19 protein-coding genes and 1 riboswitch are annotated in these 24,309 nt (G+C 42.6%); of the genes, 1 reads left to right on the top strand and 18 read right to left on the bottom strand.

The window, feature by feature from the left end; genetic code table 11:
* Position 1: 1 nt before the first annotated feature.
* Both LKD46_RS01990 and eno read right to left on the bottom strand, forming a co-directional pair.
* The gene (locus LKD46_RS01990; RefSeq protein WP_044961662.1) at positions 2-778 is read right to left on the bottom strand and encodes an ABC transporter permease; all 777 of its coding nucleotides are present in this window, start codon (positions 776-778) and stop codon (positions 2-4) included.
* 139 nt (positions 779-917) lie between these two features.
* Positions 918-2,213, bottom strand: a complete 1,296-nt coding sequence (gene eno / locus LKD46_RS01985; protein ID WP_044961624.1) for a phosphopyruvate hydratase — start codon at positions 2,211-2,213, stop codon at positions 918-920.
* Between the two features lie 488 nt (positions 2,214-2,701).
* Between eno and LKD46_RS01980 the strand changes: the two genes are divergently transcribed.
* Complete coding sequence (locus LKD46_RS01980) at positions 2,702-3,193, top strand: DUF2798 domain-containing protein (RefSeq protein WP_110103019.1); 492 nt, start codon at positions 2,702-2,704, stop codon at positions 3,191-3,193.
* A 125-nt stretch (positions 3,194-3,318) separates the two neighbouring features.
* Here LKD46_RS01980 and LKD46_RS01975 read toward each other — a convergent pair whose 3' ends face one another.
* From LKD46_RS01975 to LKD46_RS01905, 16 genes are all read right to left on the bottom strand, one after another.
* A complete protein-coding gene (locus LKD46_RS01975) occupies positions 3,319-4,650 on the bottom strand; it encodes an MATE family efflux transporter (protein ID WP_110103020.1) in 1,332 nt (443 codons plus the stop codon).
* Positions 4,651-4,661: 11 nt separating this feature from the next.
* A complete protein-coding gene (locus LKD46_RS01970) occupies positions 4,662-5,651 on the bottom strand; it encodes a RelA/SpoT-related domain-containing protein (protein ID WP_015524396.1) in 990 nt (329 codons plus the stop codon).
* An 83-nt stretch (positions 5,652-5,734) separates the two neighbouring features.
* Positions 5,735-6,595, bottom strand: a complete 861-nt coding sequence (locus LKD46_RS01965; protein WP_110103021.1) for an alpha/beta hydrolase — start codon at positions 6,593-6,595, stop codon at positions 5,735-5,737.
* A 157-nt stretch (positions 6,596-6,752) separates the two neighbouring features.
* Positions 6,753-7,115, bottom strand: a complete 363-nt coding sequence (locus tag LKD46_RS16510) for a YitT family protein (RefSeq protein ID WP_021651754.1) — start codon at positions 7,113-7,115, stop codon at positions 6,753-6,755.
* Positions 7,102-7,590, bottom strand: coding sequence for a YitT family protein (locus LKD46_RS16505; protein ID WP_255620649.1), 489 nt, complete (start codon positions 7,588-7,590; stop codon positions 7,102-7,104). The genes LKD46_RS16510 and LKD46_RS16505 overlap by 14 nt, the downstream gene beginning before the upstream one ends.
* 193 nt (positions 7,591-7,783) lie before the next feature.
* A complete protein-coding gene (gnpA, locus tag LKD46_RS01955; protein WP_110103022.1) occupies positions 7,784-9,946 on the bottom strand; it encodes a 1,3-beta-galactosyl-N-acetylhexosamine phosphorylase in 2,163 nt (720 codons plus the stop codon).
* Between the two features lie 33 nt (positions 9,947-9,979).
* The gene (locus tag LKD46_RS01950; protein ID WP_015524392.1) at positions 9,980-11,095 is read right to left on the bottom strand and encodes a phosphotransferase enzyme family protein; all 1,116 of its coding nucleotides are present in this window, start codon (positions 11,093-11,095) and stop codon (positions 9,980-9,982) included.
* A gap of 89 nt (positions 11,096-11,184) precedes the next feature.
* Positions 11,185-13,209: a beta-galactosidase gene (locus LKD46_RS01945; protein ID WP_110103023.1), complete on the bottom strand. Its 2,025-nt coding sequence runs from the start codon at positions 13,207-13,209 to the stop codon at positions 11,185-11,187.
* A 181-nt stretch (positions 13,210-13,390) separates the two neighbouring features.
* Complete coding sequence (locus LKD46_RS01940; protein ID WP_021651760.1) at positions 13,391-14,221, bottom strand: carbohydrate ABC transporter permease; 831 nt, start codon at positions 14,219-14,221, stop codon at positions 13,391-13,393.
* Positions 14,214-15,113, bottom strand: coding sequence for a carbohydrate ABC transporter permease (locus LKD46_RS01935; RefSeq protein WP_022426329.1), 900 nt, complete (start codon positions 15,111-15,113; stop codon positions 14,214-14,216). The genes LKD46_RS01940 and LKD46_RS01935 overlap by 8 nt, the downstream gene beginning before the upstream one ends.
* Before the next feature lie 90 nt (positions 15,114-15,203).
* Positions 15,204-16,493, bottom strand: a complete 1,290-nt coding sequence (locus LKD46_RS01930) for an ABC transporter substrate-binding protein (RefSeq protein WP_015524390.1) — start codon at positions 16,491-16,493, stop codon at positions 15,204-15,206.
* 318 nt (positions 16,494-16,811) lie between these two features.
* Positions 16,812-17,324: a DUF6106 family protein gene (locus tag LKD46_RS01925; RefSeq protein WP_021651763.1), complete on the bottom strand. Its 513-nt coding sequence runs from the start codon at positions 17,322-17,324 to the stop codon at positions 16,812-16,814.
* 87 nt (positions 17,325-17,411) lie between these two features.
* Positions 17,412-18,347, bottom strand: a complete 936-nt coding sequence (locus tag LKD46_RS01920; protein ID WP_227573734.1) for a helix-turn-helix domain-containing protein — start codon at positions 18,345-18,347, stop codon at positions 17,412-17,414.
* A gap of 157 nt (positions 18,348-18,504) precedes the next feature.
* On the bottom strand, positions 18,505-19,605 hold the full coding sequence (locus LKD46_RS01915; protein WP_044961632.1) for a glycerol dehydrogenase: 1,101 nt from the start codon (positions 19,603-19,605) through the stop codon (positions 18,505-18,507).
* A gap of 180 nt (positions 19,606-19,785) precedes the next feature.
* Positions 19,786-22,992, bottom strand: coding sequence for a hybrid sensor histidine kinase/response regulator (locus LKD46_RS01910; RefSeq protein ID WP_110103024.1), 3,207 nt, complete (start codon positions 22,990-22,992; stop codon positions 19,786-19,788).
* Positions 22,993-23,224: 232 nt separating this feature from the next.
* A riboswitch (cyclic di-GMP riboswitch) is annotated at positions 23,225-23,315 on the bottom strand.
* Between the two features lie 493 nt (positions 23,316-23,808).
* Positions 23,809-24,309 (bottom strand): IS110 family transposase (locus LKD46_RS01905; RefSeq protein WP_227573733.1); only part of this gene is annotated, 501 nt, incomplete at its 5' end.

Raw genomic sequence — 24,309 nt, 5'->3', positions numbered from 1 at the left:
GTTAAATATAAAGGATAAACTCATCCTGTTTCTTCTTGAAACAGAACATTCCGATGGCAATCGTCACAAGGCTGAATACCAGTGCGTATGCCGCATAATGCAGGTTCATCGGCTCCCCGAACATTCCTGAACGAAAAACATCGATGGTACAGTACAGCGGATTATATTTCAGGATCCATGAAAAACCACTTTTCAGCAGTCTGGACGGATAATAAAAGATCGCACAGGTATACATGATCAGCATCAGCGCTACTGACCACAGATATTCCATATCTCTGAAAAAAACGCCAATCGTAGCAAGGATCATTCCACAACCATAAGACAACAGAAATACCAGGATCAGCGCGATCGGGATCTGGAGCATATAAAGTGTCGGCTCCACACCAAGTACTGCTCCTACCGGAACCAGCACGATCAGTGAGATCAGGAAGATCACATAGTTAAAAAGTACACTTGACAGCGGATAGAGATATTTTGGCACATAAACTTTCTTGATCATTGCCGAATTCGCTCTTACTGATTTCAATGCCGCTTTTGTGGCACTGGAATAGAATGTGTACAAAAGACGTCCTGTCAGGATATATACAGGAAATGTCCGATCCTTGTTTCCAAACAGGGTACCGAATACGATCGTCAGTACGATCATGGTAAGCAACGGCTCAAGAAGAGACCAGATGATACCAAGATAGGAACGTCTGTACTTCAGTTTGATTCCTTTTTTTACAAGCTCTCCCAGAAGAAACCTGTAACGCATAAAAGTATTTACGTATTCTTTCATAGCATCTCCAATATTCAATTTTATTTTTTCACACGGCTGTAAATCATAATATACTATTTTGAGAAATCTGGCAACCTTATTTTCGCCAAAAAAAGGCACGCCAAAGCGTACCTTTTTGAGAAATGTGTTAGTTATGATCTTATCTCTTGATATTGAATGCCCGGAATCCCGGATATACTGCTGCATCACCAAGCTCTTCCTCAATACGGAGAAGCTGATTATATTTTGCCACACGTTCGCTTCTGGAAGGAGCTCCTGTCTTGATCTGGCAGGTATTCAGTGCCACTGCAAGATCTGCAATGGTTGTATCCTCTGTCTCTCCGGAACGATGGGAAGAAATCGCTGTATAGCCAGCTTTATGTGCCATTTTGATGGCTTCCAGAGTCTCAGATACAGAACCGATCTGATTCAGTTTGATCAGAATAGAATTTCCGCAGCCAAGGCTGATACCTTTCTCAAGACGCTCTGTATTTGTAACAAACAGGTCATCACCTACAAGCTGTACTTTTCCTCCAAGTTCTTTTGTCATGATCTGCCAGCCTTCCCAGTCTTCCTCATCAAGGCCATCCTCAATAGAGTAGATCGGATATTTTTCGATCAGATTTTTCCAGTGATCAACAAGCTCCGCAGATGTAAATTTCTTTCCGCATTTCGGAAGAACATACTCCCCCTTTTTGTTTCCTTTCCACTCACTGGATGCAGCATCCATGGCAAGTACAAAATCCTTTCCAGGCTCATATCCTGCTTTTTTCACTGCTTCAAGGATGTACTCAATGGCTTCCTCATCGCTTCCAAGGTCTGGTGCAAAACCACCTTCATCTCCAACGCTTGTTGCAAGGCCTTTTTCTTTCAGAAGTGCAGCAAGAGCGTGGAATACCTCCGTACACCAGCGAAGTCCCTCTTTAAAGCTTGGTGCTCCTGCCGGCATGATCATGAATTCCTGAACATCAACGGTATTCGCAGCATGTGCACCACCGTTTAGGATATTCATCATCGGAACCGGAAGTCTGTTTCCGTTCACCCCACCAAGAAATCTGTAAAGGGGGATGTCAAGAGAAATCGCAGCCGCACGTGCGCACGCAATAGAAACCGCAAGAATGGCATTTGCGCCCAGTTTTGATTTGTCCTTTGTTCCATCTGCTTTGAGCATGGCAGCATCCACTGCATAAATATCAGATGCATCCATTCCTGCCAGCGCATCATTAATTACTGTATTGATATTTTCAATGGCCTTCGAAACACCTTTTCCTCCAAAACGGCTTTTATCCTGATCTCTCAGCTCAAGTGCTTCGAATTCTCCTGTGGACGCTCCGCTTGGTGCTGCTCCTCTTCCGACCGTTCCATCTGCCAGATAAACCTCTGCCTCTACGGTCGGATTTCCTCTTGAATCAATGATCTCTCTTCCAATGACCTTCTCAATCTCTAAATAATCCATTTGATATTTATCCTCCTGTCTGGTCTTTTCGCCCTGTCCGTAACTCCTGTTCAGGCCGCATTTTGTCAGGGGATACGGCCCGCCACAAATTTTACGCATTAGTTAGAATCCGCTAACTGTTTACAAGTTTACTATATCTAACTTTAACGGTCAAGAGGAGTTATTGCCATTTTTTTCTCAATTACTCTTCTGATATTTCCATGTTTTTTCAGAACATTCCGCAGGATGTTGCGAATTTTACTTATTGACAAGGCTTTACTACTTATGATATCATAACCGCCGGTATCAAGCGGATATTCGTAAACCGCTCTGCTGCCTGCTTACAGCCAAATAACTGCTTCGCAGTTTGATTTGGTCAAAAAACCGAATATGGTTTATGACAAAATCCTGTCATATATTGGAAACGCACATTCTCCTGAATGATTAACGAACAACACATGCTCTGAGGTTTTACATTATCACTTAATCATTTTAAAGGAGGATTTTTTATGCCAAAAAACAAATTTCAGGAAGTTATCTTTACCCTTATCATGGTATTTTTCATGGTTTACGCCATGATTTGCTACAACATTTCCCTGAACACAGGGAGTATGACAAACCGTGTGTTCCTTGACGCTTTTCATGAACTGGTGATCATGGGACCGATCGCATTTATCCTTGACTTCTTCCTTGTATCCAAGCTTGCTTTTGGTTGTGCAATGCGCATGGTAGATTTCAAAAGCTGCCATCCGTTCAGCAGGATCCTTGCGATCTCCGTTCCTTCCGTTGCTTTCATGTGCCCGTTAATGAGCCTCGCGGCAACCATTCTCTTTAAGGATGCAGGAAATCAGTTTGTAGCTGTATGGCTTCAGACAACCGCATTCAACTTCCCGATGGCATTCTTCTGGCAGCTAATCTATGCAGGTCCGATCGTACGTTTTATTTTCAGACATATCTTTCCTGAAAAGGAAAACGTAAAAGAAGCGACAGAAACTATGTAAAATTAAAGAAAGCACATTGCTATGGTTGAACCACCCCAAAAGTCATACTTTCCGGTGGCGGCTCATTCCATACAATGTGCTTTTTATTTTTCACGCGAATCTTTCTCATCGGATCTTCGAATCTCTCAGACTGTTTTCTTTAATTCCGGCATCTTAAGTATCTTCACGATCAGCGGGATCACCATAATGACCCAGACTATCGGTTCTGCTACGATCACGCCGGTATATCCGAGAAGTGGCACCAGAGTCACCGCGATCACTACTTTTCCGATCATCTCCAGCGCACTGGAAACCAGAGGGATCACCGTTTCTCCAAGGCCCTGCATAGCATTTCTGAGGACACTGATCACAGCCGTTACGAAATAAAAGATCGTATCAAATTTAAGATAATTGGCGGCATTGCGGATCACCGTTTCATTATGGCTTCCTGTGACCAGATAGATCAGCTGTTTTCCAATGGTAAAACTGAAGATCACAGTCATCACGGACCAGATACAGGTATACAGAACTGCAAGACCAATTCCATAGCGTACCCGGTCCATTCTCCCTGCACCTGCGTTCTGGCCACAGAAGATCGCCATGGTCTGGCCGAACACGCCAAACATGATCATAAACATCTCTGTGATCTTACGAGCTGCTGTATGTGCCACAATGATATCTCTTCCCAGCCGATTGATGGAGGTCTGAAGTGCCAGTGTACCAAGATTTACAAGAGAGCTTACAAGTCCCATAGAAAGTCCGGCACTCAGCATATTTTTCATCATATTTCTTTCGAGACCGAAAAAATCCTCTTTTTTCAGCCGTAGGATCTCATACCTGCGGATCATGTAAAACCAGCATATAAGAAATGCCAGCGTCTGTGAAAGTACCGTGGCAACGGCAGCTCCCTGAACTCCTGCTTTTACTACCAGAATAAAAAACAGATCTCCTGCGATATTTAAAGTTACAGACACTGCCAGGATCACAAGAGGCGTCACCGTATCCCCAAGTGCGCGCAGAGATGCCGCGCAGGTATCATAAAGAAACGTTGCCAGCATACCTGCGATAATAATAAAGATATACTGCCTGGCAGTTCCCGTCAAATGATCCGGAACATTCAGGAACCTCAGGATCGGATGCAGAAACAAAAGTCCCAAAACAGTCAGGATCAGAGAAATCACGCTGCCCATTACAAGAGACAGCGCAAAAGATTTTCGTACTTCTTCCCGGTTTCCGGCACCGAATTTCTGTGCGGTGACAATGGCAAATCCATTTGCAAGGCCCATCAGAAAACCGATGATCAGACCGCTTAAAGGACTGGTGGCCCCTACTGCCGCCAGCGCATCTTCTTTAAGAAAGCTTCCCACGATCCGGGTATCTGCCAGGCTGTACGTCAGCTGCAAGAGATTTCCCAGAAATACAGGAAGCGCAAAGGACAGGATCAATGTGGAAGGCTTCCCTTTTGTCAAGTCTTTCATGTCATCCTCCCTCAGTCAACGATATCATTCTGAAAACGGGAAAGATGCTCATAAGGAAGGATCATCCTTCCGCGGAACAGTCCGCAGCCATCATTGATCAGGCTGTTGTTTACCGCACCAAACATATTAACGTCCAGCGCAGCAAGATCCAGTCCAAGAAGCCGCATACCCCGCTCATAGGCCTCGTCAAAATAGATACATTCCCCCTGGGGAACCGCGTCCCTTCTCCTGCGTTCACTTTCCTGTTTTTTCTCATAGCTTAAATGGTTGGCGGAACCAATCTCCGCAACATCATCCATTTCTTTGGTCCGCAGCTGTACTTCCATATAGCTTCGGGAACTGTTATCATAAAACGTGATATGCAGAGACTGATAATCATCCTCACTGTTATTACAGATGTAATCCCTATAGTAAGGCTTTGCTTCTCTGCTGAGCAGTGGCGATGTACTTTCCTGCACTCCTCTGGCCGGCTCTGCGGTAAATCCTCTTTCTTCCAGAAATCCCGGAAGTATATTGGCGATCTCATAAAGATAACGAAGCTCTTCTTCTCTGACATTCTCACCATTTTTCAGATGACATCTGGGCATGGCGATAACGATCCTGTAGGCAATAAAATCGCGGAAACAGCTTAACCGTTCCTTGATCTGGGATACAGAAGGATATTCCCCATATTCTTTATAGTAGTCATAAATAAATTCTACTACATATCCGTTAAATTTTTCCTCCGCACGGATCAGGGATTTGATTCTTCCCTTGAAGGTAAACGCCAGAAACGGATATTCCCCTGCCATATATTTATAAAATTCCCGAATCTTCTGAGACTGGGCAGTGAGGAAATCATTATGCTCCAGAAGCTCCTGGATCTGGATCAAAAAATTACAGTGTACCAGATCGATCTCATTGTGTTTTTCCTTCGCCTCTATCCTAAGATCCCGAATGTATTTCTTCAGTATCCGGAGAAGAGTATCTCCGGAATACAGATAATCGTTTAATGTTATCATTTGTGTTTCTCTTTTCTATTTTAGTCTTTTCAAGATCACATATTTACAACAACTGCTGGATGATCTGTGCTCCTGTCTTTTATTTATTTCAGTTTTTCATGGAAAAAATCTGCGATCCGGTTCCATACCTCATCCTGGAAAAACTGGATATCTGCATGGTCTGCACCATCCAGTGTCAGCAAAGTAACATCACAGTCTTTTTTCTCCAGAAGTCCGTATAAAGTTTCCGACTGAACATAAGGAACGACCTGATCGCAGTTGCCATGGATGATCAGAAATGGCGGTGCATCCTTCGTAACTTTGGAAACCGGACTGCTCTGGTATGCCTTTTCTTTATTTAACATGGAATTAAATCCAAGCAGAAGGGATTCTGCGGAAGAAGCACATTTTTCTGCAGATTCACACGGAAATGCGGAAAGATCCGTAGGCGGATACCATGGGCAGGCAGCCTGTACCTTACTGGATTCTTCCAGATACTCTCCCACATCCAGAGCCGGATCATTGTCCAGCGCAGCCATACAGGTAAGATATCCTCCGGCAGACTCTCCCATAACTCCTATCTGCTCTTTGTTGATGCGGAACCGGTCTGCATGGGCTTTCAGATAACGGATAGCTGCCTTTACATCCTGCAGCGGCATGGGATACGGGCCCTGATTGGAAGTACGATACTCCACACTTGCCACTACAAAACCACTGGATGCCAGTCTGCTCAGATAAAGATTATGTGCGGATTTATCCATCATCAGCCATGCGCCTCCGCAGATCCAGAGGATGCAGGGATAGATTTTTCCATCTTTTGTTTCTGGATAGATTATATCCAGTTTCAGATCCCGCCTGCAATGTCCAAACCAGGAATCCACCTGTGCGTAAGTAACATCATTTACTGTAATATACTGAGGCTTCTCTACTGAAAGCTTCAGTGTCTTTTTTTCTGCTTTTATCATAATCTATCTACCTCTTTTCTTCTGATCATTTTAGTTTGTCTTTGAAATATTTTTCTTCTATTTTATCACAATACTGCTTTTTCTGCTTTTATTTTTCGGAGAAAAAGCACTCTTTTTCTGCAAAAGAAATATCTGCATTCTCATTTACAGACATGCCTTACCGCAGGATCTCGTCAATGGTGGAAACGGTACTGAAAGATCCTTTATTCCTTGAAATGATCTCTTTTACTTCCTGCAGTTCAAAATAATTTACATAGCAGATCAAAGTCTTGTTCTCTCCTGCGATCACGCCGGAAGAGTTGATGATGGTACAGGTTTTATTCAGTTCCTCCTTAATATCACAGATGATCGCATCAGGATCCTTTGTGATGATCGTCACCTGTTTCAGTGCCTCAAAATGATCTGTGAAATGATCAATGATGGAAGTCGCCACAATGTATACCAGAAGACTTAAAAGTGCGGAATCTCTGTCAAGAAGTACAAACACAGCTCCATATACACAGGCATTAAATGCGATCAATATGTAGGAAATACTGTAGTCCTTTCCGGAATGATTGTAGATCTTTTTTTACAATGATATTGGCAAAGATCTCAGAACCGTCAATACAGCCACCGTTTCGAAGGATCAGAGACAGTCCCACACCAAGGATCGCACCTCCAAAGGCTACTGCAATAAAATGCTCTGTATTCAGCTCAAAAGGGATTTTTTCAAAGTAGGAAAGACCTATTGTGTAGACAACAAAACCCACGAACGTTTTTACAAAGAAATACTTACCGATAAGAATGACCCCAGCTATGAGAAACGGCAGAAACACAAGCAGCACACATAACGACAGATTATACCCTGTCAGCTTGCTTATAATAATGGCGATTCCGGCAGTTCCGTAATCGATGGCATCATTGGGAAGCAAAATACAGGCAACAGAAAAACTGGCCAGGATTGCTCCCACAATGATCATCAGATATGAAAACACTGTCTTAATCTTTTTGTTCATAAAGGCCTCCTCTTTGTAAGCAAAATTGTTTGTCAACAATAACAAAAAGCTGTTATAATAGATTTTCTCTATTACAACAGCTTTGTTTTCCTACTTTTGGAATGGATTTATTATATTATAAGTTTTTTTCTCTGTCAACGCCCTCAGACAATTTCACAGCTTTTCTTTATCAGTAAACCTGTATCCTGCTTTCTCAGATCTGATACCAGCGGATCTCATTAGCTTCCAGATGAAGGTCAAAGCTCTTTCCATCCCCTGTGTAAACCGTAGTGTCCTGTGGCTCATAGGTGTTGTTTACCACACAATACTTTTTATTTTTCACATAAGCATGTACTTCCACATTATAATTGGAAGAAAACCAGCAGAAAAGCTCATTTTCTGCCGCTGCTGACCAGAGCACAGCACGATAAAGGATACGGCTGTTGCAGAAGCTGTACGGAAGTCCGCTGATGTAAACACCTCTGCCTTTTCCGAAGGTTTTTACTGCCATCTGGACTTCCTGGTCCTTCTGGATAAGGATCTTCGTATCCGGAAGTGCGAAGATATTCTTTTTCCCCTCACCGAAATCTACGGTTCCGTCTGTATCCTTCAGGATAAAATGATCTTTATGCTCTTCCCAGTTGTATTTATCGGTATTAAGATTAAATCCTCTTTCTTCCTCTACACCAAGGATGTCATCCAGCTGGAAGAATTTTCCCTGCCACTGATGAGCTGCCGGTTCACCGACGCCAATAAATCCGCCGCCATTATAGACAAATTTCCGCACAGCTGTAAGAATCTTCGGATCTGCCCAGTTCTCACCACCGGACTGTGCAGTATCCGCATCACCTACATTGATGATCACATCAAAATCATTCAGCAGATCTTTATCCTGACGGATATCATCAAAGCTGATAAAGGACACATCAAAAGGCGCACCGCTTAATGCCTCGATAATTCCGAAATAGGAATAATTCTGCTTGTAATAGATGGCATGATGTACCATATGGTTGCCCCAGGAGCGCATTTTTCCCCAGCAATTTAAAACAGCCACACGTTTTACACAGTATGGTGTGGTTCCCTGGATATTGTCGTAGAGCACACGGAATTCCTGGCAGACTTCCTTGATATACTGTACAAAATCCGGAAATTCCAGAGCCAGTTTCAGATAACCGCCGTATCCAATTCTCTGGATCGGACTTCGAAGGATAGCTCTTCTTGCAGTCACCCAGTTTACTTTTGCCTCTTTTACAGGATCCCCGCCCTCATGGAAGGTGTCCGGGAAAAAGTACGGCAGAAATCTTCCCTCTGTATATTTTACATGTTTAATATCACTGAACAAACGTAGGGTCGCTCCGTTTCCGACGCTTCCCACTACCGCATCCAGCCCGATGGAAGCAAACTCATCCATAAAGGGCTCCATACCGATCCAGTGATCACCCATGAACATCATGGCCTCTTTTCCGTATTCATGGACAATGTCTACCATTTCCTTTGCAAGCTTCGCCACTTCCCGTCTCTGGAAAGCTTGGAAATCTTTAAATTCTTTTGATGGGATACGGTAGGTGTTGTTCATATATCCCTGATCAATGATAAACTCCGGACGGAACTTATATCCCACTTCCTGCTCAAACTGTTTCAGGATATAGGGGCTCACCGAAGCGGAATATCCAAACCAGTCTACATATTTTTCCCGTGCCATCTCATCAAAGATCAGTGTGAACTGGTGAAAAAATGTAGTAAATCGTACTACATTCACATAATCATGGGAATCCAGAAATCTGCGGAGGCGATTCATGGAATGTGCACGTGTTGCCGGCTGACGCACATCAAAAGTGATCTGAGGTTCTACATCTTTCCAGTCATTGACAACTGCATTGTACATATGTACCGGATCCCACATGATATATGCAAGAAAGCTTACCGTATACTCATGAAACTCTTTCGCCGGCCTGATCACAACATTTCCGTTTTCTTCATCGTATGACCATTCCTCTGTACTGACAGCTTCCCCTGTAGTCCGGTCAATGACTTCCCACCATCTTCTGATATCATCTCTTGTATTCACCGCCAGCATATCCGGATACAAATGATCCATCAGATGGATCTCCAGAGTATCCGACACTGCCGTGTGAAAAGATGTCATGATATACATCTGCTGGATTTCTTCCGGATGGGCCTTTGCCCAGGCATTATCCTTTCTGGTGGTATAATAAGTTGCATAAATCTTTGCGCCGGTTTTCTTCAGCTCTGCCGGAAATTCCGTTCCGTCACAGTCACGGATGGCATCTGCACCCCACTCATCCAGCATTTTCAGTGTCTCCGGGATCACATCCAGATCTGTCGGAATGGTCACTCTTCCTTTTGTTTCGCTCATCACTTTACCTCCATTGTAAAAATTCCTGTTTTTTTATTTCTGATATTTTTTCACGATCGTCTGCATAGTATCCCATTTCTGTTCCATATCAGCCACCAGCTTAAACTGTGTGCGGCAGCGGTCCAGATTGTGTTCTTCCCGGTCGATCTTAAAATAATGATCTCCTTCCAGATAATCGGTAAGAAAGCGAATGCCACATTCATAAGTCATCACCTTAGCTCCCATGGGAAGCATCTCGATCTCTTTTGCACTAAGCTTATCTCCACAGCTTTCCAGAAAGCCTTTTACATAGATTTCATAGAGCTCCATATCACAGGAAACTTTGCTTAAATCTTTCTCATCCTCCAATGCAGTGCTGGCCCCGAAACGAATGGAATCTCCAAAATCATTCATGGCAAGTCCCGGCATAACCGTGTCCAGGTCCACTACACAGATTCCCCTTCCTGTTTCCAAGTCGATCATAACGTTATTCAGCTTCGTATCGTTGTGCGTTACCCGAAGGGGCACCTCACCTTTTGCCAGAAGCTCACCGAATACATTTGCCAGATACTCATGCTGAAACGCAAATGCGATCTCTTCTTTTACGGATGCGGCACGATGGCGGCTGTCCTTCTCTATGGCATTTTTCAAAGTCTGAAAACGTTTCTTTGTATCATGGAAATCCTTTATCGTTTCATGCAGAGTCTCTGCCGGGTAATCTGCCAGCATTTCCTGGAATTTTCCAAATGCAACTGCACTTTCATAAAAATCCTCCGGTTTTTCCGCCAGATCATAACTTACTGCATCGGTAATAAAAATATAAGCTCTCCAGCATTCTCCGTTTTCATCTGTCAGGAATGCCTTCCCGTCCTTTGTCGGAATCAGGTTCAGAACCTCCCGTTCCGGATCTCCTCCCTTCTGAAGAACTTTCTTTTTCAGATGCCCGGTGACTCCGGCAATATTCTCCATCAGTTCTTCCGGTTTCTGAAAGATCTCCCGATTGATCTTCTGAAGGATCACCTTAATGGACCCCATCTCTCCGATCCGATATCTAAGCATATAGGTTTCGTTGATATGCCCGCTTCCGCAGGGGCCGCAGGAAACCAGTTCTCCGGTAAATGCAAACTGATCCGCTATTCTTTTTATCTCTTCTTTTGGTGTACCTGCCATTTTACCTTCTCTTTCCCAGACAGCAGTAAAAAGCATACCGTCCGAAAACAAATATACTTTATACTTTTGCTGTGATTTTTTTACTTTGATTATTTTTTCCGCTTTAAGATCCTGGTGGCAAGCGGAGCCATATTTTCATCCGTTGATCCGTAGAGAACTTCGTAATCCCCCGGGACAGAAACCGTTTCTGTCTTTTCTCCGAAGTTCTGGATAAATAGATATTCCGTATCCTTATTTTCTCTGGTTGTCACAGAAATACCTTCCGGTATAAATGTAAGCGGCATCTTCACGCCTGCTTCCTCTGCTGCCCTTCCCAGAAAATCCTCATAAAAGGCTGCTTCCATATCTGCCGCCACATAATAAACATGGCCCTTTCCGTATTTCTTGTGAGTCAGTACCGGATACCCCTGATAGAAATCCCTTCCATAACGCAGCAGTACTTCCGCATCGGAAACCTTTGCAAGCTCACAGAGATTTTTGCAGGTATAGCTTTCTGTAATTCTGAGATGATTTCCTGTTTCCGGGATACCTACGTTTTCTTCCCAGTCATAAAGTGCATCGATCTCTTCCGTACGGATACCGGCTGCTTCCATCAGCCCGTGAGGGGTTCCCTCCAGATAGCATTTATCTGTTTCATCTACAAGTCCGGACCAGTAGGAAATTACCAAAGTACCACCGTTTTTTGCAAAAGCGCGAAGCTTTTCGGCATATCCATGATAAAACATGTAGGCCATCGGTGCCGTTACCAAACGGTACCGGGACAGCTCATGTTCCATATTGATGATATCTGTATTATAGCCTTTTCTTCGGAGAGCACGATACTGTTTCAGTACATTTTCCTGATAATGCATATCCTCGTTTCGAGGTCCCTGCGCATCCTTCAGCGCCCAGTCATTTTCCCGGTCATAGAGAACAGCCACTGGAGACTTCGTCACGCTTCCAGCAGTTTCCCGGATCTGCTCCAACGCTTCTCCTACCTCTGTCACTTCGCGGAAAATACGAGTATCATCCCCACCGTAGTGATCGATCACCGCACCATGGAATTTCTCAGAGGCTCCCTGGCTCTGACGAAGCTGGAAATACAGAACACTGTCTGAACCATGAGCAACTGCCTGCAGAGAGGCAGCCAGATGTATTCCTGGTTTTTTCAGCTTGTTGATAGGCTTCCAGTTGGTCGCAGAGGGACAGGATTCCATCAGAAGAAACGGTGCTTTCTTGATGCTTCGCATAAGATCATGCTGCATGGCTCCGTCCAACGCTGTGGTATAATTGTCTTTTTTATGCCAGCTTGGATAATTATCCCAGGATGCAATATCCATAACATCCTTAAATTTTTTATAGTCCAGTCCGTTGTAGTCATACATCAGATTGGCAGTTGCCGGAAGCTCGGAACCACCTGCACGGATCGCAGAAATCTCATGCTTCATAAAATCCACAGTCCTGTCTGTAACAAAACGTTTCCAGTCCAAGGTAAGTGCATGAAGAGCATTTTCCCCCTTTGGCGAAGGACTTTCGATCTGATCAAAGCTGTTATAGGTATGGCTCCAAAACGTTGTGCACCAGCTGGAATTTAAATTTTCAATGGTCCCGTATTTTTCTTTCAGCCATTCCCGGAATTTTTCCCGGCACAGAGGACAGTGGCATTCTCCGCCATATTCATTGGAAATATGCCACAAAAGCACTGCGGGATGTTTTCCGAAACGTTCAGAAAGCTTCTTATTAATATTGTAGACTTTTTCCCTGTATACTGGAGAAGTATAACAGTGATTATGTCTTCCACCGAAAAATCTTCTTGTGCGATCCGGATCCATGCGAAGAACTTCTTCATATTTATCTGCCATCCATTTCGGTCTTGCTCCGGATGGTGTGGAAAGTATCGTATAAATTCCTTCTTTATACAGATTATCGATCACTTCTTCCAGCCAGTCAAAGTTATATCTTCCCTCTTCTGGCTCCAGCACTGCCCAGGAAAACATTCCCATGGAAACGGTATTGATATGGGCTTTTTTGAAATATTCGATATCTTTTTTCAGAATATCCGGTCTGTCCAGCCACTGCTCAGGGTTGTAATCGCCGCCGTGCAGATAATGGCTGTATCTAATCTGCTCTGCCATTTTTTATCTCCTTATGATTTGATTCACATCAAGCGGACAAAAGCATCCTCTTCTCTGAGAAAATTTATACCAGACAACTGATCCACAGTTGATCTGGTATAAAAAGAATGCTGCGTGATCCAGTTAAAGCATATTATACAATATACCTACAGATTTCGGCAGCATCCTTTTTGTTTTAAAATTATTTTACAGCTCCGGTAATACCCTCTGCGAACTGTTTCTGTAATACGAAGAATACGATCATGGTCGGAATGGAACAGAATAATACGCCGCACATCAGCATGCCGTAATCCGTTACATATCCTGTGATCAGATTGGCGATCAACATCGGCATGGTCATCGCCTTATTATCTGTCATGATTACCTTCGGCCACAGATAGGAATTCCATGCATTCATAAATGTGATAACTGCTGCCGCCGCATAAGTAGATTTCATAGTCGGGATAAACATCTGGAAAAAGATCCTTACCTCGCTTAATCCGTCAATCCGTGCTGCCTCAATGATATCGATAGGAAATGCTCTGGCATTCTGACGGAACATCATGATCATAAATGGTGTGGAAATGATCGGAAGGATAAAACCTACCGCTGTATTTAAGAGTCCGGCTTTTGAAAACATCTTAAATAAAGGAACCATCGTTGCAACCTGCGGAACCATCATTGCAAGAAGCAGGGTGGAAAACAGTCTGTCTTTCCATCTGTCATGATATACCTCAAAGCCATAACCTGCGATAGAACAGATCAGAAGGCAGATCACTGTAGTAAGAACTGCATAAAACAGAGAGTTTCCAAGAGCTCTCCACAGCGGCTGCTGTGCAGTCAGGTTTTTAAAGTTCTGCATAAAATATGTACCCGGAAGGATACGGCCTCTGGATACATCTGTGGATGTATTGGTTGCCGCAGAGATCATCCAATACAGTGGAAATACAGAGATAAATGATACGATGATCAGAAAAATATATGTAGGGATCAATCTTCTCTGAATTGCGGATTTATTCTTTTTCTCAGTCACGTGTATCACCTACTTTCAAATTGATAAAGGCCAGGATCGCTACCATGATAAATATGATAAATGACATTGCTGCCGCATATCCGAAGTTTGGCACGTTGATGAAGCATGTATTATAAACATAATGGGACATTGTGATGGTTGAGTTCGCCGGGCCACCTTTTGTCAGGTTGACAGACTCATCAAACAACTGCAGTGTACCATTGATCGACATAATAAATGTCATGATAATTGTCGGTTTCAGAAGTGGTACGGTAATTTTCCAGAAGGTCTTCCAGCCATTGGCACCATCGATCTTTGCTGCCTCGTATACAGAATATTCAATATTCTGAAGACCTGCCAGATAGAACACCATGTTATATCCTGTCCATCTCCAGATCAGTGCGATGATGATCACGATCTTTGCACTTGTGGAGTTACCCAGGAAGTTATAGCCAGTTGTTAAAATTCCAAGTTTGATCAGGATGCTGTTGATCAGACCGTCTGTTGCAAACATAGAACGGAAGATCAGAGAATAAGATACAAGAGATGTTGCACATGGAAGAAATACACATGTACGGAAAAAGCCTTTAAATTTCAGATCCTTGTTATTCAGAAGCTGTGCAAGCAGGATCGCAAGGACCAGCATGATCGGTACCTGAATAATAAGATACAGGAAAGTATTGACGATGGACTGCTGGAATACCTTATCCATCATGATACGTTTATAGTTACTGAAGATCGGATCCGCAAACCTCATGTTTGCTCCGGCACCTGTCTGTAAAGAAATGATAAATGCGCGGATCATCGGATAAAAACTCATGACAGCGATCATAATGGTTGCCGGTGCCAGAAAGATCCAGCCGGCCGCTCTTTGTTTCGCTACCAGAGACATGCCACTTTTTTTGGAATTCACAGGAACTCCTCCTTTCAAACATCTAAACCTTTACATAAGACAAGGGACTGCATGCAGTCCCCTGCCCTGTATTTCATTAATATTTCAGCTTTACTCTGTCATCTTGAATGCCAGTGTATCCTGTGCTTCCTGAAGTGCAGATTCTTTATCTGCGCCGTTTACAATATTAACAACAGCTGTGTTGATGCACTCTCTTGCCTCATAGTGGTACGGAGTTTTTGTAAATTCCGGAATGTGTGAAGAGTACTCTACAATTGTTGAGAAGATCGGCTGGTTATTGAAGAACTCGCTTGGCTCATTGTAAACCTCAGACTCACCAGCCGGCAGGTAGCAGGAAATTGCACCTGTTTCCGGAAGGATTGCATCATAGAAGTCTGTGCTGGAACCAAATGTGCTTGCAAGGAAGTCCTCAGCAAGCTCTACATTCTTGCAGTTGGATGTAATGTACCAGGAAGATCCGCCATTGTTTGCATAGTTTGTAGCTGTATCAACGCCGTCAACTTTCGGCATTGTTGTGATCTGCCACAGACCCTTCTGATCCTCTGTTCCCATCAGTGTAGCTGTGATCCAGTTACCGTTAACGATACCGGCAGCCTCTCCGCCTGTGATTGTGGAGATGTACTCATCCCAGTTATTTACTAATTTAACAACATTGTTCTTTACAAGATCCACATAAAGATCTACGCATTTCTCTGCTACATCGTTGCCAACGATATAAGCCTCTCCGTCATCATTTACGAAGTTTGCTCCACAGGACTGGATCATCATCATCAGAGTATCGCCACCTGTTGCTTCACTTGTAAGGAGATATTTACCTGTTTTTTCGTGAACGTCTTTTCCGATCTCCATGAATTTGCTCCATGTGATATCTGTAAGATCATCAATGGTATATCCTGCTTCTTCCAGGATATCTGTACGATAGCAGGCAATTGTTGCACCGTTATCAAACGGAACTCCGTAATGTGTGTCATCTACCATGGAGTAGGACTGTTTCAGTTTTCCGAAATCATCCCAGTTGATATCCATATCCTTCAGATCTGTAAAAGCATCCGGATAACTCTTCAGATATTTCTGATAGCTGTTGTCCTGCATCAGAACGATGTCCGGAAGTGTGCTGTAATCTCCGGCGTTTGCTGCTGTTGTAAGTTTGGTCTGGCAGTCATCAGAAGATGTCTCAACTACATCAACCTTGAATCCTTCGTGATCCTTTGCATACTGCTCACCTGCAATATTCATAGCCTTGATGTTGAAGTTCTGATCCCATGCCCATACAGTCAGGGTGTTATCGTCATCACCTTTTGCATATACTGCTGTAGTAGTTGCAGCAAAAGACATTGCCATGATACCTGTCATTAATACTGCGAGTAATTTTTTCTTCATTTACTTTTCCTCCTTTATTAAGCATTTCCCGTTTGCTTATGAATAGATTATAGCATCCGTATTTCCTCTATAGTTTGCAGAATTGTTCATATAATGTGCAATTTCAACCATTTTATTGATTGTGCACTATTGTCACGCTATATTTTTACAAAAAATATGCACTTTGAGGATTTTTCTTTTTACATTCGTCAGGATGCCCAAAAAAACCTTCTTTTTTGACATTGTGCGAACATTTTTTGTCAAAAAAGAAGGTTTTTGTTTCTATTTCATAAAATTTTATGTTGTTTTTCATACATATTTCACAAACATTTCTGCATATTATGCAAAATAAACCCTTTCAGGAAACTGCGTTTTCATCGTATGCAGCATTTCCTCTGTCAGATCCAGAAGAAGTTTTATTTTACGTCCATCTTCCTGAATGATCATGGTATAGTAAGGCACATCATCTTCATAAGAGGTATAATCGTATTTTTTCAGTTTCTCCGTTCCGGTATTCTTTTTATATTTTGCCACTTTTTCATGATAGTGAGGTGCTGTCACTTCCATCTCCTCAAGCTTCAGCACGTGAGCTGTTTTACGATATTTTTTACCATAGATCACATCTATGGTCAGTTGTCCGTTTTCCATGGTATATTCATAGTCTCTCTGGCTGAATATGTCATAAGCAAAGTAAAGCAGCGCCAGAAGAAATCCCGGAAGCATGAATGCCTGAGAGATCGTGATACCCATCAGTACAAAAATTGCCGCAAAGATCACCATTACTTTTCTGAGAGCTCCTGACATATGTTTCTTTTTTCTGGAGACCTGCTCCACAATCCTGTAATCGTACATTTCTTACCTCTTTCCATCTGCCTGATCCGCATACAGTCTGATATTTCTATTCTGTCGTGATAGATCCATAGATCTGGTTTTGTTGTTTTACCAGCCTTCCTCTGAATGGATGTCAAACTTAAGAAGCTGCTGTTCATAGTTCTCCGGACGTTTTCTCCACTCCAGAGGTGTCATTCCCGTAACCTGACGAAAATTCCGGTTAAATGTGGAATTGGTGGTAAAACCACACTTATGTGCTATATCTGCAATTGGCTGATCTGTTTTTTTCAGATAATCACAGGCCGCCTGGATACGGATCGTATTGATGTATTCCAGCGGGCTCATCTTCATGTAAGTCGTAAATATCCGGCGCAAATGAGTTTCACTGATATGACAGTATTCTGCCAGTTCGTCAATACGAAGATCCTCCATGTAATGATCAGAAATATAATCCTGGAACCTGGAGATCATATCCATGACTTTTCCTCTGCCTTCGCTGTAACGTTCTTCGCCTAAATCTCGGTTTATCCTTGCGATTTCCACAAGAAGCGATGCCAAAACTCCCTTAGCTTCTTCCAGATAAAATTCCTCTCCATCCCGCATGATATCCAGAATCTTAAGGATCTTACCTGCCATGGATCGGTTTTCTTTTTCATTCAGAAAAAGCGATCTGGAGTTGATCCGCTGAACGATTTTTTCTTTTTTTACTGAATTATTAATAAATTTATCCAGGAATCCTTCTACATCAATAAAAAGATACTCCCAGCGGCTGATAGTTCCAATATCACTGTTTGTGGTATGTGGATAATTGGATGGGATCACCGTAAAATCCCGGTCATGAAACTGTACCTTATCCTCTCCAAGTATCATAAATCCCTGTCCTTCATAGCAGAATCCGATTTCCAGATAATTATGAAAATGGAGATAATCGATATCGTTCCCATAATTCTGAACCCACTTCTGTCCAAGCAATGCAAGGATGGGGCTCCCCTCCGGCATCTTATAATATCGAAGCTCCATTTTGGGTTTTCGTTTTTTTGCCACAAATATTCCTCCGTATGTTTTTTGTTCCGATATTTACTGATCTTTCTGTTATATTACAGCCATACATAAAAAAAAGCAACCTGCAGGATAACAATACTTGATAACTCTTGTTTCTGCAGATTGCAATTTTTATATCAGCTATTTACTTTTTATCTGTTTATTCCTCATCCAGGTAATATCTTCCATATGCATCTGCCGCTTTGATTGCTGCAAATACAGTTTCCGGTGTAACTTCAAATGGCATGTTGTGAAGTGTATCATTCTCCGCACATGCAGTTGTGGCAACTTCCATAAGCTGCTCATCCGTTACCTTCCCAGCTCCAAGCTCTGCCAGAGTAACAGGAAGTCCTACTTCAATGCACCATAAGATGATCTCTTCCAGATCTTCCTGGGGAATATTCTCCAGTACCAGCTGTGTGATGGTTCCGAATGCAACTTTTTCTCCATGATACATATGATGGCATTCTTCCAGTACAGTAAATCCGTTATGGATCGCATGTGCACCTGCAAGTCCTGCACTTTCAAAACCAATTCCAGAAAGAAGTGTATTAGCCTCAATCACTTTCTCAACTGCCGGTGTGCATACGCCTGCTTCCAGAGCTATCTTAGCTTTTACGCCCTCATCCATCAAGGTATTAAAGCAAAGTTCAGCCAGTGCCATGGCAGCCTCTGTTGTCTTACCTCCTGCACAGGAAGTTGCTCCGCTTCTCTTGCATGCCCTTGCCTCAAAATATGTTGCCAGTGCATCTCCCATACCAGCCACAGTAAGACGAACCGGCGATTTGGTGATGATATCTGTATCCATCAGAACAAGATTCGGATTCGCCGGAAGAAACAGATATTTTTCAAAAACTCCTTCTTCTGTATAAATAACAGACAAAGCACTGCAAGGGGCATCTGTAGATGCGATCGTCGGGCAGATAAATACCGGTGTTCCCGCATAGTATGCAACTGCCTTCGCTGTATCAAAGATCTTTCCTCCACCAATACCAATGGTAAGATCACACTGCTCATCTTTTACGATCTTTACCAGACGATCAATCTCACTGTTACAGCATTCTCCGTTAAAATAATCAAAAACCACCTCACAGGTACTCTCAGCAAAGCTCTCTTCGATCGTTTTACCGATTCTTTTATATCCGCCTTTACTGATCAGAACCAACGCTTTTTTTCCACTCTTTGCAGCATAAGTTCCAAGATTCTTCATTTCTCCCGCACCCTGTAAATATTTGGACGGACTGATTAAAATTTTCGCCATTTTATACTTCCTTTCTTTGTTTTCAGAAGTCAGCCTCCGCATCCGGCTTTTGTATTTATATTATAATTGCTGTATTTTTTTATTGCAAGGAGTATTTGAGGATTTATGCAGCATCACCTGAGTTACTGTTACTGTTCACTCTGTTCCTAGTAATATACTTTGTGATCACATGAAAATCAGTTACAGCCAGCTTTCCAGAACATCATTCAGCTTATTCATATCCAGCGGTTTCGCGATATGTCCATTCATGCCTGTATTTTTGGCCAGCTGTACATCTTCTGCAAAAGCATTGGCAGTCATGGCAACAATAGGCAGTTTTCCCTTTTCACCCGGAAGGCTCCTGATTGCTGCAGTTGCCTCATAACCATTCATGACAGGCATTTGGATATCCATAAAAACAAGATCATACGAACCTTTCGGAGAAGCTTCCACTTTTTCAACTGCAATTTTCCCATTTTCTGCCGTTTCCACTTTTGCACCTGTCATCTGTAAAATTTCACCAGCAATTTCTCTGTTCAACTCATTATCCTCAACCAGCAGAATCCTTTTTCCCGTGTAGTCTGATTCTGACAGCTTCTCCAGATAATTTCTTGCTATTTTTTCTTTTCTTCCTGAAGTAAACTGCCGCAGTGTTGCCGTCAGCCGGGAACGGAACAGCGGTTTTGCAATAAAAGCATCTACACCTGCAGCCTTTGCTTCTTCTTCAATTTCGCTGAATTCATAGGATGTCAGTACAATGATGGGGATCTCTTTTCCTATCCGCTTCCGGATCTGTCTGGCTGTTTCTATGCCATCCATCTCCGGCATCTTCCAGTCTAAAATAACAGCAAAGTAATCATCTTTCAACTCATGCCGTGCATAACAGCGCTCAACCGCTTCCCTGCCAGAGAGAACCCATTCACCCATAATACCGATTTCCTTTAATGTTGCAACTGTACTTTCACAGCATGTCCTATCATCATCCACAACCAGGACCGGCAGATTCATCAGATTTCTGTCCTGTTCTTTTTCTTTTTCCTGAAGCTCCAGATAAATTGTTACTGTGATTTTAGTTCCCTTGTGCAAGGTACTGTCCACTTTAATAGTGCCATTCATCAGGTTCACAATATTTCTGCTGATTGCCATTCCCAGACCAGTTCCCTGGACTCTGGTTGTCCGGTGGTCATCCGCGCGGCTGAACGGCTCAAACATGATTTTCTGGAATTCCGGTGACATACCGATCCCATTATCCTCAATCGTAAATTCATAGCATCCAAGTTCTGAAAATCCATTTGGCTTTTCCTCTATGGAAAAAATAATATTCCCGCCATCCGGTGTATACTTGATCGCATTACTCATCAGATTCACAAATACCTGCTGAATCCTCAAGCTGTCACCACAGACAGCCTCATGTTCAATATGATTGATGTGTATATCAAAATTATGTTTATGTTCATCAAGCACCGGTTTCGTAAGTGTAATAAGATTATCTACCAGCTCTGACAGATTGAAATCTTCCTGTGCCAGTGTCATTTTTCCACTTTCAATGCGTGCCATATCCAATACTTCATTGATCAGCCCCAGCAGATGGCGGCTTGATTCTGTGATCTTGCCGAGGCATTCAATGACTCTGTCCTGGCTCTCAACATTTGCTCCTGCGATTGCTGTCAGACCCACAATCGCATTCATTGGTGTCCGGATATCATGGGACATATTGGAAAGGAATTCTGTTTTCGCACGATTTGCATTTTCTGCGGACCGGTAAGCCTCTTTCAGTGCCTGACGGGATTCAATCTCTGCTTTCTTCTCCTGTGTCACATCCATGGATGCCAGCAATACCTTTTCCAGCTTTCCATTCTTCCATTCCAAGGGAATATAAGAAGCGATTTTATAAGTCTTTTCATCCAGGCTGCAATACTCAAACTTATAAATATCATTTTCACTTTTCAGTTTTTTCCGAATATTATCCGGGGCTATCAGGATATCTATAACTTCCAATGGTTCCAGTGTCTTATATTTTTCAAGAACCTGCATCTGAAAATCATGATAAAATCCCAGAGGTTTATATATCATCTGTCCATTCAGATTGTAGAATTCATATCTGTCATTTTCCAGATCACAGACAACAAAGCGGTCAACCAGACGCACTATGCTCTGGATCAGCTGCTCCATGGAAGCATTATCTGCTGCCATCTGCAGATGCCGTGCGCTCTCTACCTTTGTCTCTGTGATATCACGTAGAAAGATCATGGCATATTCTGAATCCTCTATTTCGCCACGTATGACCACATTGCGGACCCATCGTTCTTCTCCATTCAGAGTGATACGGCACTCTAAAGCCAATTCGGTTTCCAGCCCCTTCAGCCTTTCTGCAATATAACCACGGTCGTAAAAAGAGGATACCGCCTTCTTATCTGTCTCCACAACATAGGAATCCACAAAATGCCGGATCAATTCATCCCACGTATGACTCTGTTCAAAGACGGTCATCAGGGACGGTTCAACCTTAAAGGTATCAAAAGTATTCGCTTCCAGATTCACATAATACTCGCACAAATCTGCTTTCGTAAAAGCCCGGTGGAAAGCAGCAGATTTTTGTGCCTGCATGATTTCTTTTTTCTCCCCATCAATGTTAATAAAAATCCCGGCAATCCTGCTGGCAGAACCATCCAGACGGCGTATTACTTCTGCCGATGCCCGAAACCACTGGTATTGATTATCCTTCATTCTCATACGATACTCTACCTGGTATTTTATCTGGTTCGTCTTATCCTTAATTGCCGCCTGAAGCTGCACCATTACTCTTTCTTTATCCTGTGGATGCAGAAGATCTGACCAGGATTCCAGTTTATTCGGAAAGTCCAGGGTGTCATGATAGCCAAGCATTTTTCGAAATTCATGACTCCAGTTTGCATTCACAATCTCACTGTTTTCGTCACAGTCAAAATACCAGAAGCCGGAACAGATAGCCTCATTGAGCAGTGCCAAATTTATATGATCCCAGTTGACCTGTACGGACATAACCCAGATCTGTCTGCCCGCCTCATCTGTCGCATCCTCTTTACAAAGCCGTACATTATTCACTGTACCGTCTGCTGCAAGGATCTGTGCTTCCCCTGTTCCGTGAAGCTGCAAAAAACGGTCTCGCTCCAGTATATCTTCCTCGTCATAAAAGAAATTTCTCAATGAGCCTTTTGTCTGTTCCATGAAAGTATCGAATGTATATCCTGTACTATGCAACAGCAGATTATCCACAGACAAAATAGACAGGTTTTGGTCATAAGATCCTGTCATTATACCTACCCCGCCATTATTTTCCAGTGTTTTCTGTACGGCCTGTGACATGGCCTGTGTCTGCCCCGTTACAGTCTCACCTAAGGAATATATTTTGTCTTCATAATTTTTCATTTTATAAAAGTCCTCTCTCCGTCTTATGCCTTCTTCATCCTGCTTTTATCTGTATACAGAAAACCTGTCCCTGCTAGTTTCGTTACCCATTTTTGCATACAAAAAGGACATCTGCCAAAATCTGCCAGTGTCCCTACTATATTCTTTAAAATCACACATCTATATAGTATAAAAGGTATCGGAATCTCTTCTGTTCAAACATCTTTTCCATATATTATGATGATATGGAAACAGTGGCAACCGGCTGACATGGTCAAACTTTCTGACTTTAGTCCCTTCTGGCTTTGCGACCCTGCCTTTCAACAGGTTTGCCTTTAAAATAATTTTCATTTTTTCCAAAAATAAAATACCATGTGGTTTTTCTTACGTCAATAATATTTTGGTGGAAAATTTACATATATTTTAACCGAATCAAGTAACTCCCCTGTGGAGGTTACGAAAAGCAATAAGCAGTGGGTGAGGACCTCTCTATTCTTTTTAGTGCATGTTCAACAAAAATCCTTGATTTTACTGACTTTGCTGAACAGTTAATAAGTTACATATATCTACAAAATAGAGTTTTCTGGATATGAAGTGACTTCATGGAGTCCATTTCTGATGATTTTAGGTACAAGAAATAAAACGTCTTTGTTTCTTCTTATGAAGGCCTTCCTGTTTCCCAAATCCACCTACAGTAACTAACCTCTCATGTCTACCAGGATCACCATCCTCTGACGAGTCCTAAATTGTCGGGTAGAAACACCTATTACTAGGTATATCCCCCACAGATCCGTACGTGCCCAATTCAGGCATACGGCTCTTCACGACACTTATGCCTCAGATTATCCATATAGGCTCACGGCTGTATACCAGGTCTCTTATTTCGGCATAAATGCCTTCTGGCATGTATGGGATTGAATATCTCCCATCCACAACTAGTTTTGCGATTGTTTTCGGATCTTTTGAATCTGTTTTCTTTGGACTGTTATCATCAAGTTCCTTGATCTTCTTAACCGAGAATGGATTGACCATTACTAATCTTTTCTGATGATCATTTACATACTTCACAAACGCAAACCAGTAATGACCTGTTGGCTCGCAGCCGATCAGAACTGCAGTCTTTTTATTCTCAGTCTTAAGTGTCTCTGCCCAAAGGTTGAAAGAATTGAACCCTTCCAGATCGTTATGAAAAGAAAAAATACGTTTTGTAAGTTCGCGTCCTCTGTTATCAAAAGCTCTTGCATAATGTATCTGGCTTCCTATATCAACTCCGACAACCATTGTTGAATCTGTTACTTGCTCAATCTTTTCATTCTGTGTATAATTCATTTGGAACCT

The organism is Blautia fusiformis, from assembly GCF_020686995.1.
Classification (GTDB): Bacteria; Bacillota; Clostridia; order Lachnospirales; family Lachnospiraceae; genus Blautia_A; species Blautia_A fusiformis.
The sequence above is the reverse complement of the archived record's forward strand: the minus strand, read 5'-3'. Positions and strand labels throughout refer to the sequence as shown.

What these genes read in the sequence shown, in the direction of transcription:
- LKD46_RS01975 (WP_110103020.1), bottom strand. Translation starts at nt 4,650, where the DNA reads ATGAAAGACTTGACAAAAGGGAAGCCTTCCACATTGATCCTGTCCTTT.
- gnpA (WP_110103022.1), bottom strand. Translation starts at nt 9,946, where the DNA reads ATGAGCGAAACAAAAGGAAGAGTGACCATTCCGACAGATCTGGATGTG.
- LKD46_RS16505 (WP_255620649.1), bottom strand. Translation starts at nt 7,590, where the DNA reads ATGAACAAAAAGATTAAGACAGTGTTTTCATATCTGATGATCATTGTG.
- LKD46_RS01925 (WP_021651763.1), bottom strand. Translation starts at nt 17,324, where the DNA reads ATGTACGATTACAGGATTGTGGAGCAGGTCTCCAGAAAAAAGAAACAT.
- LKD46_RS01990 (WP_044961662.1), bottom strand. Translation starts at nt 778, where the DNA reads ATGAAAGAATACGTAAATACTTTTATGCGTTACAGGTTTCTTCTGGGA.
- LKD46_RS01970 (WP_015524396.1), bottom strand. Translation starts at nt 5,651, where the DNA reads ATGATAACATTAAACGATTATCTGTATTCCGGAGATACTCTTCTCCGG.
- LKD46_RS01910 (WP_110103024.1), bottom strand. Translation starts at nt 22,992, where the DNA reads ATGAAAAATTATGAAGACAAAATATATTCCTTAGGTGAGACTGTAACG.
- eno (WP_044961624.1), bottom strand. Translation starts at nt 2,213, where the DNA reads ATGGATTATTTAGAGATTGAGAAGGTCATTGGAAGAGAGATCATTGAT.
- LKD46_RS01945 (WP_110103023.1), bottom strand. Translation starts at nt 13,209, where the DNA reads ATGGCAGAGCAGATTAGATACAGCCATTATCTGCACGGCGGCGATTAC.
- LKD46_RS01950 (WP_015524392.1), bottom strand. Translation starts at nt 11,095, where the DNA reads ATGGCAGGTACACCAAAAGAAGAGATAAAAAGAATAGCGGATCAGTTT.
- LKD46_RS01915 (WP_044961632.1), bottom strand. Translation starts at nt 19,605, where the DNA reads ATGGCGAAAATTTTAATCAGTCCGTCCAAATATTTACAGGGTGCGGGA.
- LKD46_RS01965 (WP_110103021.1), bottom strand. Translation starts at nt 6,595, where the DNA reads ATGATAAAAGCAGAAAAAAAGACACTGAAGCTTTCAGTAGAGAAGCCT.
- LKD46_RS01930 (WP_015524390.1), bottom strand. Translation starts at nt 16,493, where the DNA reads ATGAAGAAAAAATTACTCGCAGTATTAATGACAGGTATCATGGCAATG.
- LKD46_RS01980 (WP_110103019.1), top strand. Translation starts at nt 2,702, where the DNA reads ATGCCAAAAAACAAATTTCAGGAAGTTATCTTTACCCTTATCATGGTA.